The 15,210-nt window shown below is 65.1% G+C and carries 13 protein-coding genes and 1 tRNA gene; 4 read left to right on the top strand and 10 right to left on the bottom strand.

What is annotated here, in order from left to right; genetic code table 11:
- From urtE to urtA, 6 genes are all read right to left on the bottom strand, one after another.
- Entirely contained in the window at positions 1 to 696 is a 696-nt protein-coding gene (gene urtE / locus P1K30_RS00555) for an urea ABC transporter ATP-binding subunit UrtE (RefSeq protein ID WP_275630723.1), read from the bottom strand.
- Positions 697 to 743: 47 nt separating this feature from the next.
- Positions 744 to 1,526 carry an urea ABC transporter ATP-binding protein UrtD gene (urtD, locus tag P1K30_RS00550; protein WP_275630722.1) on the bottom strand — a complete coding sequence of 261 codons (783 nt, stop codon included), beginning with the start codon at positions 1,524 to 1,526 and terminating at the stop codon, positions 744 to 746.
- The gene (gene urtC, locus P1K30_RS00545; RefSeq protein WP_275630721.1) at positions 1,523 to 2,791 is read right to left on the bottom strand and encodes an urea ABC transporter permease subunit UrtC; all 1,269 of its coding nucleotides are present in this window, start codon (positions 2,789 to 2,791) and stop codon (positions 1,523 to 1,525) included. The genes urtD and urtC overlap by 4 nt, the downstream gene beginning before the upstream one ends.
- Positions 2,792 to 2,822: 31 nt before the next feature.
- Positions 2,823 to 3,263 (bottom strand): DUF6636 domain-containing protein, encoded by a 441-nt coding sequence (locus P1K30_RS00540; protein ID WP_275630720.1) that lies wholly within the window; start codon positions 3,261 to 3,263, stop codon positions 2,823 to 2,825.
- Between the two features lie 66 nt (positions 3,264 to 3,329).
- Positions 3,330 to 5,321, bottom strand: coding sequence for an urea ABC transporter permease subunit UrtB (gene urtB, locus P1K30_RS00535; protein WP_275630719.1), 1,992 nt, complete (start codon positions 5,319 to 5,321; stop codon positions 3,330 to 3,332).
- A gap of 98 nt (positions 5,322 to 5,419) precedes the next feature.
- Positions 5,420 to 6,709, bottom strand: coding sequence for an urea ABC transporter substrate-binding protein (gene urtA, locus P1K30_RS00530; RefSeq protein ID WP_275630718.1), 1,290 nt, complete (start codon positions 6,707 to 6,709; stop codon positions 5,420 to 5,422).
- Positions 6,710 to 7,150: 441 nt separating this feature from the next.
- On the opposite strand from urtA, the gene P1K30_RS00525 reads away from it, so the two are divergent.
- The 4 genes from P1K30_RS00525 to P1K30_RS00510 all read left to right on the top strand — a co-directional run bounded on the left by P1K30_RS00525 (position 7,151) and on the right by P1K30_RS00510 (position 11,507).
- Positions 7,151 to 8,725 (top strand): glycoside hydrolase family protein, encoded by a 1,575-nt coding sequence (locus P1K30_RS00525; protein WP_275630717.1) that lies wholly within the window; start codon positions 7,151 to 7,153, stop codon positions 8,723 to 8,725.
- Between the two features lie 26 nt (positions 8,726 to 8,751).
- The gene (locus P1K30_RS00520) at positions 8,752 to 9,459 is read left to right on the top strand and encodes an HAD family hydrolase (RefSeq protein ID WP_275630716.1); all 708 of its coding nucleotides are present in this window, start codon (positions 8,752 to 8,754) and stop codon (positions 9,457 to 9,459) included.
- 31 nt (positions 9,460 to 9,490) lie between these two features.
- A complete protein-coding gene (locus tag P1K30_RS00515; protein ID WP_275630715.1) occupies positions 9,491 to 10,807 on the top strand; it encodes a glycosyltransferase in 1,317 nt (438 codons plus the stop codon).
- 67 nt (positions 10,808 to 10,874) lie between these two features.
- Positions 10,875 to 11,507: a nucleoside/nucleotide kinase family protein gene (locus tag P1K30_RS00510; protein WP_275630714.1), complete on the top strand. Its 633-nt coding sequence runs from the start codon at positions 10,875 to 10,877 to the stop codon at positions 11,505 to 11,507.
- Here the strand turns inward: P1K30_RS00510 and P1K30_RS00505 are convergent.
- The 4 genes from P1K30_RS00505 to P1K30_RS00490 form a co-directional block, all read right to left on the bottom strand.
- Positions 11,504 to 12,175: a dienelactone hydrolase family protein gene (locus P1K30_RS00505; RefSeq protein ID WP_275630713.1), complete on the bottom strand. Its 672-nt coding sequence runs from the start codon at positions 12,173 to 12,175 to the stop codon at positions 11,504 to 11,506. The two genes, P1K30_RS00510 and P1K30_RS00505, sit on opposite strands and share 4 nt — an antisense overlap.
- Before the next feature lie 399 nt (positions 12,176 to 12,574).
- Positions 12,575 to 12,658: transfer RNA gene (locus P1K30_RS00500), tRNA-Leu, on the bottom strand.
- A 45-nt stretch (positions 12,659 to 12,703) separates the two neighbouring features.
- On the bottom strand, positions 12,704 to 13,288 hold the full coding sequence (locus P1K30_RS00495) for an HNH endonuclease (protein WP_275630712.1): 585 nt from the start codon (positions 13,286 to 13,288) through the stop codon (positions 12,704 to 12,706).
- Between the two features lie 274 nt (positions 13,289 to 13,562).
- Positions 13,563 to 15,200 carry a hypothetical protein gene (locus tag P1K30_RS00490; RefSeq protein WP_275630711.1) on the bottom strand — a complete coding sequence of 546 codons (1,638 nt, stop codon included), beginning with the start codon at positions 15,198 to 15,200 and terminating at the stop codon, positions 13,563 to 13,565.
- Positions 15,201 to 15,210: the final 10 nt, after the last annotated feature.

The raw sequence follows: 15,210 nt of genomic DNA, 5'->3' as shown, positions 1-15,210 counted from the left end.
TCAGACGGAGACGGCGGCGAGCAGGTCTTCGCGCTTCAGTTCGGATTTTGCGCCGGACATGGTGACCGCGCCGCGTTCCAGCACGTAGAACGTGTCGGCAAGGTCGTAGGCGAAGGCGAAATACTGTTCCACAAGGATGATCGCCATGTCGCCGCGGTCGCGCAGGTACTCGATCACCCGGCCGATCTGCTGGATGATGTTCGGCTGAATGCCCTCGGTCGGTTCGTCCAGAAGCAGGACCTTCGGCTTGGTGATCATCGCGCGGGCAATCGCAAGCTGTTGCTGCTGGCCGCCGGACAGGTCGCCGCCGCGGCGGTTCATGAAATCCTTCAGGATCGGGAACAGCTCGAAGATCTCGTCGGGGATGTGATGCTCCGACTTCGGCAGGCAGGCATAGGCCGTTTCCATGTTCTCGCGCACCGTCATCAGCGGGAAGATGTCGCGGCCCTGCGGCACGTAGCCGATGCCCTTCTGCGCCAGCATGTGCGCCGGGATCCGGCCGATGTCTTCGCCGTCCAGCTTGTAGCTGCCGGCGGTCCTTTGGTGGGTGCCCGACAGCGCCTTCAGAAGCGAGGTCTTGCCCACCCCGTTGGTGCCCATCACGCAGGTCACCTTGCCGGCCTCGGCGGACAGGTCGATGCCGTACAGGATCTGGCTGCCGCCGTAGTGGAGCGTAAGATCGCGGGTATCCAGCATGTCAGTCTCCTGCCTTCGCGGGGCGGTGCGACGGGGCGCGTGTCGTGTCAGCGGCCAAGGTACACCTCGATCACCTGTTCGTTCTTCGTGACGTGGTCCAGCGAGCCTTCGGCCAGCACCGAGCCCTCGTGCAGGACGGTCACCTTGCACTCCAGCCGCCGCACGAATTCCATGTCGTGCTCGACCACGACCACGGCGCGGGTCTTCGCGGCCTCCTTGAGGATATCCGTGGTGTGCTCGCGTTCCGCCGGGGTCATGCCCGCCGCCGGTTCGTCGACCAGCAGCAGCTGCGGTTCCTGCGCCAGCAGCATGCCGATCTCCAGCCACTGCTTCTGGCCGTGCGACAGCTCGCCCGACTTGCGCGCCAGCTGGCTGTCCAGCCCGATCTCTTCGGCAAGGGTCACGACCCGCGCCCGGTCCTCGTCCGTGGGCCGATAGAATAGCACCGACCATGCCGAGCGCGCGTTGCGCAGCGCCATCAGCAGGTTGTCGAACACCGACTGGTCCTCGAACACTGTGGGGCGCTGGAATTTGCGGCCCACCCCGGCCTGCGCGATCTTCGCCTCGTTCATCCGCAGCAGCGAGATGCTGCGGTCGCCCCAGATCACCCTGCCCTCGTCCGGCCGGGTCTTGCCGGTGACGATGTCCATGAAGGTGGTCTTGCCCGCGCCGTTCGGTCCGATGACCGCGCGCAGCTCGGCCTTGCCGATCGAGAAGGATAGGTTGTTGATCGCCTTGAACCCGTCGAACGACACCGACACGCCGGAGACTTCCAGCAGGCGGTCCTTCCGGGCGGCGGGCGTGGCGGCGGCTGCGGCTGCGGCGTTCATTCGTCGGCCTCCTTTTCACGCAGGGCGCCCTGATCGGGGCCAAGATCGGCGCCGTGCCGGTCGGGCGACCGGCGGTCGGCCAGCAGGTCGAACAGCCCACCGATGCCTTTCGGGAAGAACAGCGTGACCAGCACGAAGGTCAGGCCCAGCAGGATCAGCCACCAGTCGACCCAGTTGATCGTATAGAAACCAAGGTTGATCGACGGGGCTTGCCCGCCGGTGAAGTAGGTCGACACCAGCGACACGAAGGCCGCGCCGATCACCGCACCGTACAGCCGCCCGCGGCCACCGATCGCCACCCAGACCGCAAGGTAGATCGACGCGATCGGCGCGATCTCGGCCGGGTTGATGATGCCCGCCTGCGGATAGTACAGCGCCCCCGCGATACCGGCGATGATGGCGGTGAAGGTGAAGACGAACAGCTTGTAGCCCTCGACCGAGTAGCCAAGGAACCGCACCCGTGCCTCGTCGTCGCGGATGCCGCGGATGACCGAGCCGAACTTGCCCGACACCACCCACGCGCACAGAACATAGCCCGCGCCCAGCGCCAGCGCCGAGGCCCACAGGAACCACATCGACACGATGTCCTGACTGGCGGTGACGCCCGGCAGGTTCTGCAAGCCCGACAGGCCGTTGTTGCCGCGCAGGCCGCTGTCGTTCTGGAACAGGTACAGCGACAGCGCCAGCGTCATCGCCTGCGTCAGGATCGACAGGTAAACGCCCGTCACCCGGCTGCGGAAGGCTAGCCAGCCGAACACCAGCGCCAGCAGCCCCGGCACCAGCACCACCGCCAGAAGCTGCAGCGGCAGGGAATGGGCGAAAGCCCAGATCGGCGGGAAGTCCGACGCCCCGACGACGCCGAAGATCTGCGTGGCAATGCCGCTGGAGATTTCCTCTGGCGTCGGTGGCAGGGCCGCGTTCGACATCGACTCGGCCACGATCAGCCGGGTGCGTTCGTACATCAGCCACATGCCGATGGCATAGCCGCCCAGCCCGAAGAAAGCGAAATGGCCCAGCGACAGGATGCCGGTATAGCCCCAGACCACGTCCATCGCGACGGCGATCAGGCACAGGCACAGCGTCTTGCCCAGCGTCTTGATGAAAGAGGTCGAGATCACGCCGATGCCGAAGCCCTCGGACAGGATCGTGACGCCCACGGTGAACACCGCAAGGCAGGCCAGAAAGATCAGCACCGACGGGTTGCGCATCACGAAAGGCGTGCGGCGGCCGCCGCCCATCGCGGGATTGGTGGTGGTGGCGGTCATCGCGTGGCTTCCCCTGTCGTGTGGGCGTCGATCAGAAAACGGCCTGCCGCGCACGGGACAGGAAGAACCCGTGCCCGTCCGTGTTCACACACTGCAGACCGCTGGCGGTCGAGGTGCAGGTCAGGCCGCGATAGGGTGCCGTCTCGCCATAGTTCAGCTTGCTCTCGATCCAGGTGTCCCGCGGCGGCGTCGGCTCGCAGCGCAGGCTGGCCGGGCCGGTGTCTAGCATCGTGAAGCTGTGCCCCCAGTACCCGGTGCAATCCGCCGGTCGCGGCAATGCCGTGGGTCCGGGATTGCGCTGGACGATGGTGCAGACGATGTAGCTGGCGTTCATCTTGAACACCATCGTGCACTCGATGTTGCCCGACGGCGTCTCGAACACGATGTCCATGCCCTGCGCCTTGGACGGCGACGGCAGCGCCAGCGCGGCGGCCAGCAGGGCGGCGAACAGGCAATGGGCAATCCGAGGCATGGAACGTCCTCTTTGAAATGCGGTCCGGCGCGGTACGGGCGAAGGTCGGGGCGTGGATATTCATGCCTATGCCTCCGCCGCGCGGCCCTTGAGGGCGATAAGACCCCTTGGCCGGAACTGGATGAAAATGATGATGAAAATGATCATGTAGGTCTGGGCCGCCAGCGTGTTGGACGGGTTGAACCATTCGATGAACTTCTGAAGGAAGCCGATCAGCGTGGCGCCCAGCAGGGTGCCCCAGATGTTGCCGACACCGCCGACGACCACGGTCATGAACGACTGCACGATATAGGCCTGACCGATTTCCGACGTCACCTGCGCGTACAGGCCGATGGCGACACCCGCGATGCCCGCGATGCCGGACCCAAGGCCGAAGGTCAGCATGTTGATCTTGTCGGGGTTGATCCCCATCGACGCGGCCATGCGCGGGTTCTGGGTCACGGCCCGCACCTCTAGCCCCACGCGCGTCTTGTTCATGATGAACAGGAACACGCCAAGGAAGATCAGCGCCAGCACGAAGATCGCCACCCGGATATAGCTGATCGAGACCACGTCGTTGAACACCAGCGCGCCGCCCAGCCAGTCGGGCGAGGTCAGCGGACGCGCCTGCGTGCCGAAGATGTTCTTGGCCAGCTGTTGCAGCGCGATCGAGATGCCGAAGGTCGCCAGCAGGGTTTCCAGCGGGCGGTGGTACAGCCAGCGGATCACCAGCCGTTCCATCGCCACACCGGCAGAGAAGGTCACAAGGAACGCCAGCGGAATAGCGACGGCGATGGACGCGGTGTAGTTCGGGATGAACTGCTGCACGACATAGCCGGTGTAGGCGCCCATCATGATGAACTCGCCATGCGCCATGTTGATCACCCGCATGACGCCGAAGGTGATGGCAAGGCCGATGGCGGCAAGGAAATAGATCGACGCCAGCGACAGCGCGTCCAGCGTCAGGTCAAGGAACTGGTGGATCGCGACCGTCCGGTCGATGGCCCGCAGCGCGCCCAGCGCGGCGGCGACAACCTCGGGCGAGGTCGCGGTGTAGACCTCGTAGAAGGCATAGCCCTCGATGATTTCGTCGATCTCGTCCTCGGTGGCGGCGGCTTCGACCGCGCCCTGCCGGACCAGTTCCGCATAGGCCAGATCGCGGGCGTCGTCGGTGTTCAGGTCGGCGACCTGAATGCCGGCCACCTGCCCGTCGGCGATATTCGCCACCAGCGCGGCCTTCTGGTCGTCGCCGCTGATCAGCGGCGGGGCAAGCTCGTCCTCGACCAGCAGCGCATAGGCGTCGGCCTTGCTCAGCGCCTCGGAGCCGGGGCGCAGCACGCGGGCCACCTGTTCGCCTTCCGGCGCGGCGCCTTCGGCCACTTCCAGCCGGGTCTGCACCAGCGGGTTCAGCGTAGCCCGCACGTCCAGCGACAGGTCGCCGCCAAAGCTTTCGATCGCCTCGATCCGTTCGGCGTCGCTTTCGGCGAACTGGATGGTCAGAAGGCGGCTCAGACGGTCCATGCGCTGACGGATCGCGGCGTTCTCTTCCTGCTCGATCGCGTCACGCAGGACGGCGAGGTGTGATTCCTCGGGGCTGCGGGCGATGGCGTCCAGCGCCTCGGTCCGGACGATCACGCTGGGGTCGGTCAACTGAAAGCGGACCAGCGCCGCAGCCATCATCCGCTGGATGCCGCTGTTGGGGCGCAGTTGGTCCATGTCGTCTTCAAGCGCGGTGCCCACCTCGTCCCCGGTCGCGATGTCGATCAGGGTCAGCAAGTCCTCGCCGTCGGCGTCCTCGCCCGCGTCCTCGGTAAAGAAGAACAGGCCGTCGTCGGTGCGCTGCCACAGCTCGCGCGCCTGCCAGCGTTCCAGCACGTCCTGCGCCGCCGGAATGCCACTGGCCGCGATGGCGTCGATGGCCGGGCCGATGGTGCGGCGCGAACTGTCTTCGATGATCTCGCGGTGTTCCTGCAGAAGGGCCTGGATCTCGCTGAGCTCTTCGGTCTCCTGCGCCATGACGGCGGCGGGAAGCAGCAGGGTCAGCAGACAAGCGGCAAGAAGTCGGTGGAGGCGGTTCATGCGCGGTCCCGGACGTTGTGCGGCTTCGCGGTGCCGCAGACTTCTAGAGATGCAGGCGGGGGACCACGGTCGGCCCCCCACCCTTTGGTCGGGTCAGATCAGTAGTTGGATTCGATCTGCACGCAGGTCTCGGTCTCGGTGTTGTACATACCGCACTCGAGATCTTTCCAATCCGACTTCAGGACAGCCGATTCCGGCAGGAAGTCGGTCCATGCGTCGCCCGGAACCGGATCGGTTTCCGAGATGATGTCGAACTGACCGTCGGCAAGGATCTCGCCGATCAGCACCGGCTTGGACAGGTGGTGGTTCACGCCCATCACGGCGGTGCCGCCGGTCAGGTTCGGGAACTCTTGGCCCCACATCGCTTCGCGCACGGCGTCGACGTCGGTGGTGCCGGCCTCGGTGACCGCGTTCACCCACATGTTGAAGCCGATGTAGTGGGCTTCCATCGGGTCGTTGGTCACGCGCGCGTCGTCACCGATGAACTCGTGCCATGCGGCGATGAATTCCTCGTTGGCGTCGGTGTCGGCGGACATGAAGTAGTTCCACGCGGCCAGGTGGCCGACCAGATCCGAGGTGTCGAGACCCGACAGTTCCTCTTCGCCCACCGAGAAGGCGACGACGGGGATGTCGGCGGCGTCGACGCCAGCGGCGGCCAGTTCCTTGTAGAAGCCGACGTTGGCGTCGCCGTTGATGGTCGAGATCACGCCGACTTGGCTGCCGTCGGCGGCCAGTTCACGCACGTCGGCGACGATGGTCGCCCAGTCCGAGTGGCCGAAGGGCGTGTAGTTGACGAAGATGTCCTCGGCGGCGATGCCCTTGTCCTGCAGGTAGGACTCGAGAATGTTGTTCGTGGTGCGCGGGTAGACATAGTCGGTGCCCAGCAGCGCGAACTTCTCGACGCCCAGTTCCTCAAGGAAATAGTCGACAGCCGGGATCGCTTGCTGGTTCGGGGCGGCGCCGGTGTAGAAGACGTTCTTGGACGACTCTTCACCTTCGTACTGCACCGGGTAGAACAACAGGCCGTTCAGTTCTTCGATCACCGGCAGGACGGATTTCCGCGACACCGAGGTCCAGTTGCCGAACATCACGTCGACTTCGTGCACCGTCAGCAGTTCGCGCGCTTTTTCAGCGAACAGCGGCCAGTCCGACGCCGGGTCGACCACGACAGCTTCCAGTTCGCAGCCCAGAACGCCACCCTTTTCGTTCTGCTGCTCGACGAGCATCAGCATGGTGTCTTTCAGCGTGGTCTCGGAAATCGCCATCGTACCGGACAGCGAGTGCAGCACGCCGACCTTGATCGGGCAGGCCACATCCTGCGCAGAGGCGTGGCTTGCGAACGCGGCAACGGCAGTCGCGCCAAGCAGGGCCTTGGTGAATTTAGACATGTATCCATCCCTTCGGATTCTGGCGTGAAGATTATTGCAGGCAGACCAAGCGGAACCTCTCCCGTGACACCAAGTCTGCCGGCTACTCCCCCGCCGTTCTTGTTGCACCCATGCCGGGGGTCGCGGACAGCCATGAACGCGGCACCGGCACTTCCGAAAGCCCCGATTGGATTCGGAACTTCCGAGCGCGTTGATACGGCGGCGATGACGCTGGGCGGAGCGTCAGCGTCGGTTTTGGCATTGCAGCATCCCACAGGTCCGTGGGTTTCGCCCAATTATTGTGCGCTAAAGGTGCATGTGGTCACTTTTTCGGCAGTGCGATATGCGAACGACACATGGCACGGTTCATCCGGTGCAAACCGGGGCCCGGTGCGGCATTTGGCTCTTCCGCAGCGACAGCGGGGATTTGCAACCCGCCGCCGGGCGCTACATGCTTGGCGCATGTACGCTTCTCACGGTTTCCTGCGCTCCGACATCGGGGACGTCGACGTCGTCTACCACGACGGCGAATATCACCTCTTTCACCTTGTTCTTCCGAACCACGATTTCATCGCCCATGCGGTCAGCCGCGACGGCATGACGTGGCGCCGGGTCCAGAACGCGCTGTTCGTCGACGATCCCGGCGCATGGGACGACGACATGCTGTGGACGATGCACGTCACGGCCGACCCGGACGTGCCAGGCCGCTGGCGCATGTTCTACACCGGCCTCAGCCGCCACGAATACGGACGCGTGCAGCGCGTCGGGCTGGCGGTGTCGGACGACCTTTATACGTGGACCCGGTCCGAAGACCCGGCCTACCCGCTGGAAGTGTCCGGCCAGTGGTACGAATGCAGCTCGGACGAGGGCCGCAACTGGGTCTCGTTCCGGGACCCGTTCTTCTACCACGACCCCGAGACAGGCGACCGCCTGCTTCTGGCGGCGGCGCGGGTGAACGAGGGGCCGGTGATACGGCGCGGCTGTGTCAGCGTCGCGCGCGAGACCGCCGCCAACGACTGGCAGTTCGAACCGCCGCTGTACCGCCCCGGCCTGTACGACGACGTCGAGGTGCCGAACCTGTTCCGGCTGGACGACAAGGTCTATCTGATCGGGTCGATCCGCGAGGATACCAAGATCCACTACTGGTACGCCGACGACATCGGCGGGCCGTTCATGAACTTTGCCGACAACGTGCTGCTGCCCAAGGGCAACTACGCCGCGCGGGTCTGCAAGGTCGGCGACCGCTGGCTGCTGTTCAATTTCTTCCAGCGCAAGGAAATCATCTATGGCCGCGAGGTCATCGCCCGGATGCTGCCGCCGCCGAAGGAACTGATCACCGACCGCCGCGGGCGCCTGCTGCTCAAGTCCTTCTCGGGCTTCGACGCGCTGGCGCACCGCCCGGTGCAGATCACCCGCTCGTCCGAGATGAGCCAGCTGTATGGCAACCCCAACGCGACCATGACCTGCGGCGAGAACGCCATCTCCATGTCCTGCCCCTCGGGGTTCGAGGCCTTCCTGCTGCCCGGCCAGCACGAGGATTTCCGCCTGCGCGCCCGCATCACGCTGGACGGTCACGGCAAATGCGGGCTGGTGCTGCGGGTCAGCGAAGAAGGCGACGGCTATTACCTCGCGCTCGACCTGTGGAAGGGCTACGCCCAACTGCGCCGCTGGGGCGCGAACCCGCGGCCCGAGTTCGAGCACGCCTTCCGGTACGAGACGCTTCAGGCGGGCAACTTCGTCCCGCTTTTCCAAGCCACGGACATCGACGTCGAGGTCGTCACCCACGGTTCGTACATCGAGTTCTCGCTGAACGGTCAGGTCACGCTGTGCGTCGTCGACGACGGCTATTGCGACGGCCATATCGGGTTCTACACCGAAAGCGCGACGCTGAAGGCCGAGGACATCTTCATCGAAAAGCTGGACCGTCGCACCGCCGAGGAAGAACCGGTCTACACCGCCACCCGGCACAACCCGCCGGACCCGCAGTTCCACCTGATCGATGTGCAGCCGCAACTGGAGCCCCCATCGGACACCTGACCCAGCCCCCCGCCCGCCCCTGGCTTTTGGTCAGCGACATCGACGATACCCTGACCGGCGACGATGCCGCGATGCAGGCGCTTGGGGCCGCGATCGACGCGGATCGCGACCGGCTGTGGTTCGCAGTGAACTCCAGCCGCCCCGCAGGCAGCGTGGCCGAAACGCTGTCATCGGTCTTCCCGCCCCAGCTACGTCCAGACGGGGTGATCACCGCGCTGGGGACGGAAATCGCGTGGCAGGGCGCGCCGCTTGATGGCTGGGAACAGCGGTTCGAGGGCTGGCCCCACGCCCGGATCTTCGACACGCTCGACCGCCTTGGCCATCGCCCGCACGACCCCGCCTTTCAGACCCAGCGCAAGGTCAGCTTCGCCATTCCACCGTCCGATCAGCCCGCCGCGCGAGAGGCGCTGTCTGGCTTCGACTGCACGATCATCGCGTCCGGCAGCGACGATTTCGACGTGATCCCGACCGCCGGAGGCAAAGACAAGGCCGCGCTTTTTCTGGCGGAATATCTGGGGCTTGGGCCCGGTAAACTGATTGTCGCCGGGGACAGCGGGAACGATCTGGCGATGTTCGGCGTTACCTCGATGGGGATCGCCGTGCAAAACGCGCGCTCCGAATTGCTGGACGCGCTGACCCCCGGAGCTTTCCACCACGCCAAGGCAGCCCATGCTGGCGGTGTGCTGGAGGGGCTTCGGCACTACGGCGCGCTTCCTCACAAGACAGAGAATTAATGAAAATACAATGATCGGACCAGGATACACGATGCCACGCGATACCGCGCCACGCGACAACTCCGCCTCTATGGGCTCTCTCATGATGATCTCGCTGCACGGCTATGTGGCCGGGTCGCCGGAACTCGGGAAGCCTGACACCGGCGGACAGGTGGTGTTCGTGATGGAACTGGCCAAGCGGTTCGCCCGCCTCGGGTACAAGGTCGACGTGATCACCCGCCGGTTCGAGGACCAGCCCGAAGAGGATCGCATCAACGACAACCTGCGGGTCTGGCGCATCCCGTTCGGCGGGCGCGATTTCATCCGCAAGGAAGACATGCACGACTGGTACGGCGACTTCGTGTCGAACCTGCTCGCCGCGATCCGCGCCAACGACCTGAAGTACGATGTCGTCAACTCGCACTATTGGGACGCGGGCGTGTCCGGCCAGAAGGTCGCCGAGGAACTTCAGATCCCGCACGTCCACACGCCGCACAGCCTTGGCTGGTGGAAGCAGAAGGACATGAAGTCGCTGGGCAAGGATGACGGCGAAGGCAACTATCGCTTCAAGGAACGGATTCAGAAGGAATTCGTGCTGTACCGCGCCTGCGACCACGTCATTGCCACCACGGAACAGCAGGCCCAGCTGATCGAGGATCACTACGACCTGCCCTCGGACCACATCACGATGATCCCGCCCGGCATCGACGAACAGCGGTTCACCGCCGTGACGCCAAGCCAGCTGTCCGACGTGCGCCAGCGGCTGGGCATGTCGGCCAAGGATGTCTACGTCGTCGGTCGCGCCGCCACCAACAAGGGCTACGACCTGATCCTGAAGTCGATGCCCTACCTTGCGGAACTTCAGCCCGACGCGCGGCTGGTGCTGGCCGCCGGGGCGAACTCGGCCAAGGACAAGGAACTGCTGGCCTCGTGGCAAAAGCTTGCCGGAGAGCTTGAGATCGGCGACCGCATCGACTGGCGCGGCTATGTCGCCGACGAGGACCTTGCCGACTATTACCGCGCGCCCGGCGTCTTTGCCCTGCCCTCGCGCTATGAACCGTTCGGCATGACCGCGGTCGAGGCGATGGCCTGCGGCACCCCCACCGTGCTGACCACGCGCGGCGGGCTGTTCGAACAGGTGACCTTCGGCGAACACGCGCTGATCGCGGACCCGACCCGCCCGATCGAATTCGCCGCGATGGTGAACATGCCGATGCAGCACGACTGGCTGCGTCACAAGCTGAACGTGGAAGGCGCGCGCTTTGCCCGCCGCACCTTCGGCTGGACCGGCATCGCGCGGCGCACCGTGGCGCTGTTCGAACAGTACCGGGGCAAGTACCTGACCCCCGACATGATGGCCGAGGCCTAAGCGACCGGGCCCCAAGCACGCAGACCGGGCGATTGCCGCAACGGCGGCGCCCGGCTAGAACTTGGCCATGGACAGCAAGATCATCGACATCGCCGACCTGCCCGGCCTGATCCGGGCGAACGACGGCGCAACCCGCACCCTGACCGCCATCGCTGGCCCGCCCGGCGCGGGCAAGTCGACCGTGGCCGACCGGCTGGCCGAGATGCTGAACGCGGACCAGCCCGACAGCGCGGCGGTTTTCCCGATGGACGGCTTCCACTACGACGACATGATCCTGAACGCCCGTGGCTGGCGTCCGCGCAAGGGCGCGCCGCATACGTTCGACGTGGCGGGCTTTGCGCATATGCTGGGCCGCCTGCGCGCCAATGCCGAACCCGAGATCGCCGTCCCCGTGTTCGACCGCGCGATCGAGACGTCGCGCAACGCCGCCCGCATCATCCCGCAATCGGTGCGCCACATCGTGGTCGAAGGGAACTACCTGCTGCTGCAGGACCCGCCGTGGGACGCGCTGGCATCGCAGTTCGACACCACAGTGTTCCTCGACGTGCCCTATGACACGTTGAAGGCCCGGCTGACCGACCGCTGGAAGGCACTGGCCCCGGACGACTTCGAGACGAAGATGGAAGGCAACGACCTTCCGAACGCCCGTCTCGTGCTGGAGCGAAGCCGCGACGCGGACTACCGGATACTCAACGCCTAGCCAGTGACACGCGCCAGAAAGGCCGCGCTGCGCTCGTGCGCGACGGCGGTCGCCTCGGGGTCGTGGGCCTGCGGGCGCTCTTCGTTGGCAAAGGCGTGGCCCGCCGGATAAAGAAAGACCTCAAGCTCCGGCCATTCCGCCTGCGCGGCTTCCAACACGTCGGCGGGGGTGTGATCGTCGCTTTCGCCGAAATGCCCCTGCACCGGCGCCCGCACGGGCGTTCCGAAATAAGCGGGCAGTCGCGTGCCGTAGAACACCACCGCACCGGCGATGTTCAGCTCTTGCGCCGCGCGCACGGCAAGCCCGCCACCCCAACAAAAGCCCATCACGGCCACCCGAAGCGCGGGCGCCTTGCCCTGATCTGCCAGCGCCGAGACGGCCGCGTCGATGTCCAGCATCGCCTTGGCGGGATCGGCACCCTGCATCAGGCTACGCGCGGTGGCGATATCGTCGAACGCGACGACCGCGCCCGTCCGCTGCCGGTCGAACAGAGCCGGGATCGCAACCTCGAACCCCAACGCGGCATAGCGGCGCGCGACGCTTTTCAGCTGCTCGGTCACGCCAAAAATCTCTTGAAGGATCACCAGCCCGCCACGCGGCGTCCCCTCGGCCGGTTGGAACCAGCACTCAAGCGTATGGCCGTCGCTGGCCGTAATCGTCTTCATCATGTCACCCGTCCCCTCCGCTTCAGGCGTAAACAGCTTGATGCCTGCAATACATAACGCGTGCAATGCGGTTCAGTTCAACAGCGCGCCGATCAAGGCAAGTAAAGCCATCACGACGACCAACGCGATCACAGCATCATTCACGACCGAAAGAAGCAGATTGAACAGACGCCGTCCGCGCGTACCACATTGGGGACACGTTCCTGCCTGATCCGCAGGAGAGTGCTCGCAGTTCCGACAGCCGCCGCGCATTCGGGTTCCCGGTATTTCTCAGACCTTTGCGGGATCGTAGCAGGACAATGCGGAATTACTTGGATACGCGCCGGACAATTTGACGGTCGCCCGCGCGCACAACAGGGCGCGCCGTGGCGGCGTCACGGTCCAACCGAAAGGGGAATGAAGTGGTGCGGGTGAAGGGACTCGAACCCCCACGCCAAAGGCGCCAGAACCTAAATCTGGTGCGTCTACCAGTTCCGCCACACCCGCACGGGCGCGCTTCTAGCAAAGCGCGGGCGGCTTGGTAAGAGGGAATCAGGCCTCTAGTTCGGCATCCCAGTAGAGAAAGTCGATCCAGGTGTCGTGCAGGTGGTTGGGCGGGAACCGGCGGCCCATGTTGCGCAGCTCTTCCGCGCCGGGCTGGCGCGGCGTCTTGCGCAGGTTCATGCTGACCTGACGCAGGCTTTTCGAGCCCTTCTTCAGGTTACAGGGCGAACAGGCCGCGACCACGTTCTCCCAGCTGGTCACCCCGCCCCGCGCCCGCGGCACGACGTGGTCGAAGGTCAGATCGCCGCGCGAGCCGCAGTACTGGCAGCTGAATTCGTCCCTCAAGAAAAGATTAAAGCGCGTGAAGGCCACGCGCTTTTGGGGTTTTACGTAATCTTTCAGCACCACCACCGACGGTATTCGGATCTCGGTCGACGGGCTGCGAACCACTTGGTCGTACTCCGCCACGATATCCACCCGGTCAAGGAAGGCCGCCTTCACCGCCTCTTGCCACGGCCACAGCGAGAGGGGGTAGTAGGAAAGCGGACGATAGTCCGCGTTAAGCACCAACGCCGGATGGTGCCTGAGGGAGTTCGGCTCCCTTACGAAACTCGTCCTGAAATCCGCGTGCATTCTGCGACTCCGTCTCCGCCCGGTCTGCCCAATATCGTGGCCCCAGAGCGGGGAAACCGCCCCAGCTACACGTTGACTATATATGGCGTTACCGACCTGGCAAGTCCCGCTAGATGCAGTACCGCTGAAGGCTGGTTAATTCGCCTAAGCGACAGGGATATGACATTTCGAACCTTGGCGTCGCCCATGAAACGGGCAATGCGAAAACGGGCGCATCCGTGATGCGCCCGCTTCGGTGAAATGCAGCAATGTCAGGACGGTATCGACCGGCGGCCTAGAACAGCTTTTCCCAGAACCGCCCGGCATCCAGCGCGACGTTCACGCCGACCGAATAGCGCACCTCGTCCTGCGCGATCATCGTGCCGACGCCGTAGTTGCCGATCGTGTTGGTCGCCTGCGCCTCGAAGCTGATCGAACTGTCCGGAACGTGATAGCGCGCGCCAAGCGACCACGTCGGATCGTCGCCGCCGGACATCGGCGTCACCTCGGCGATGACCTCCAGCCCGCGCCACAGCTCGTAATTGGCCCCCAGCCCCAGCCCGACAAGGCGCTCGTCGCTGAAGCCCGCCGCCTTCGGCTCGGCGGTCACGGCCAGCCCGTTGGCGAACTTGTAGGACATCGGAAGGCTTGCGTAGAACACGCCGAACCGGGTCACGAACTCGCGCCCCGCCTGCACGTTGGCCGACATCGAGAACGGGCTGCCGTTGTTCTGATCCATGAACCGCAGCTTGCCGACGGCCATGTAACGCTCCTCGCGCTCGCGGCCCACGGTGCGGTCGCCGCTGCGGCTGCCGTCGTCCGACAGACGCTCGACGTAGTACCCGATCTCCATGTCGTAGGTCGGCGCGAAGACGCCGCCGAAGCTGGCGTGATCGTCGGTGCCATAAGCGCCGGTCAGCAGCACCATGCCCGGATCAAGCGTATCGGCCGACGCCAGCGTCAGGCCGCGGAACTGCAAATGCCGCTCGCGCTCGGTCAGCGGGCGGATGCCACGATAGTTCGACCGGTAGTTCGGCGCGTGACCGGGCGTATAGGTCATCTGGAACCCCAGCACCGGCTCTTCCCCGTCGGGGATGAACGCCTGGATCTCGGTCAGCGGCGTGGTCCCGAACCCGTTGGTCAGGTACACGTCCAGCGCCACCTGCGGCGACACAAGATACCGCCCGCCGACGGTCCAGATCGGCACGTTGTCGACCGATCCGTCCGACATCACCGTGTTGCCCGAGTCGCCGAACGGCATGTTCACGCTGCCGTAGAACGCCAGCCGCTCCGACGCCCGGAGGGTCGCGCCCGCGCCAAGGCTGGGCACGACGCCGTAGAACTCCCTGCCCTTCAGCTCGTCCGGGTAGACGGTGACGCCGGGCGTAAGGTGGAACGTCAGGCGCGGCGAAATCTCATAGCTGACCGGCAGATGGAACGACGCGGCCCATTGGTCGTGGCCGTCGGTGTTGGTGTCGTAGTAGTCCGACGAAAAGTAGAAATAGCCACCCGCGGCCCGCGCCGAGACGGTGAACCCGTTGAACTCGGCGATCTTGTACTTGCCGTGGAAGCTAAGCGCCTGAAACTTCAGGCTGCCCTCGACCCCGGCGATGACCGCCGGGTCGGCGTGGCGGGTGTACTCGACGCCGAACTGAAGCCGGTCGCTCGTCGCCACGTCGATGCCGTAGAAATACAGCTGTTTCCCGGTCCCGCCCGCGTTGCCGCGATCCGCCATCAACTGACCGATGTGGCCCTGCCACGTCCCCTTGGGCATGGTGTCGGCGACCGCGATGCCGGGCACTTCGTAGATGTCGCCTTCCAGCGGGGCATAGCCCGGCTCGAACGGCTGGGCCTGCGCCGCGCCGGTCAGGCCGGTGCACAGCGCCAGAAAGGCCGCCCCGCGGCGGAGGAAACTGTTAAGATCACGACGCATGACTGCTCCT

This window comes from Psychromarinibacter halotolerans (assembly GCF_029168315.1).
GTDB lineage: Bacteria > Pseudomonadota > Alphaproteobacteria > Rhodobacterales > Rhodobacteraceae > Psychromarinibacter > Psychromarinibacter halotolerans.
The sequence above is the reverse complement of the archived record's forward strand: the minus strand, read 5'-3'. Positions and strand labels throughout refer to the sequence as shown.

Bases quoted from the DNA above. Each gene is read 5' to 3' on its own strand.
- P1K30_RS00490 (WP_275630711.1), bottom strand. From the start codon at position 15,200: ATGCGTCGTGATCTTAACAGTTTCCTCCGCCGCGGGGCGGCCTTTCTG.
- urtD (WP_275630722.1), bottom strand. From the start codon at position 1,526: ATGAACGCCGCAGCCGCAGCCGCCGCCACGCCCGCCGCCCGGAAGGAC.
- P1K30_RS00505 (WP_275630713.1), bottom strand. From the start codon at position 12,175: ATGATGAAGACGATTACGGCCAGCGACGGCCATACGCTTGAGTGCTGG.
- urtE (WP_275630723.1), bottom strand. From the start codon at position 696: ATGCTGGATACCCGCGATCTTACGCTCCACTACGGCGGCAGCCAGATC.
- P1K30_RS00510 (WP_275630714.1), top strand. From the start codon at position 10,875: ATGGACAGCAAGATCATCGACATCGCCGACCTGCCCGGCCTGATCCGG.
- urtC (WP_275630721.1), bottom strand. From the start codon at position 2,791: ATGACCGCCACCACCACCAATCCCGCGATGGGCGGCGGCCGCCGCACG.
- P1K30_RS00525 (WP_275630717.1), top strand. From the start codon at position 7,151: ATGTACGCTTCTCACGGTTTCCTGCGCTCCGACATCGGGGACGTCGAC.
- urtB (WP_275630719.1), bottom strand. From the start codon at position 5,321: ATGAACCGCCTCCACCGACTTCTTGCCGCTTGTCTGCTGACCCTGCTG.
- P1K30_RS00515 (WP_275630715.1), top strand. From the start codon at position 9,491: ATGCCACGCGATACCGCGCCACGCGACAACTCCGCCTCTATGGGCTCT.
- P1K30_RS00540 (WP_275630720.1), bottom strand. From the start codon at position 3,263: ATGCCTCGGATTGCCCATTGCCTGTTCGCCGCCCTGCTGGCCGCCGCG.
- P1K30_RS00495 (WP_275630712.1), bottom strand. From the start codon at position 13,288: ATGCACGCGGATTTCAGGACGAGTTTCGTAAGGGAGCCGAACTCCCTC.
- urtA (WP_275630718.1), bottom strand. From the start codon at position 6,709: ATGTCTAAATTCACCAAGGCCCTGCTTGGCGCGACTGCCGTTGCCGCG.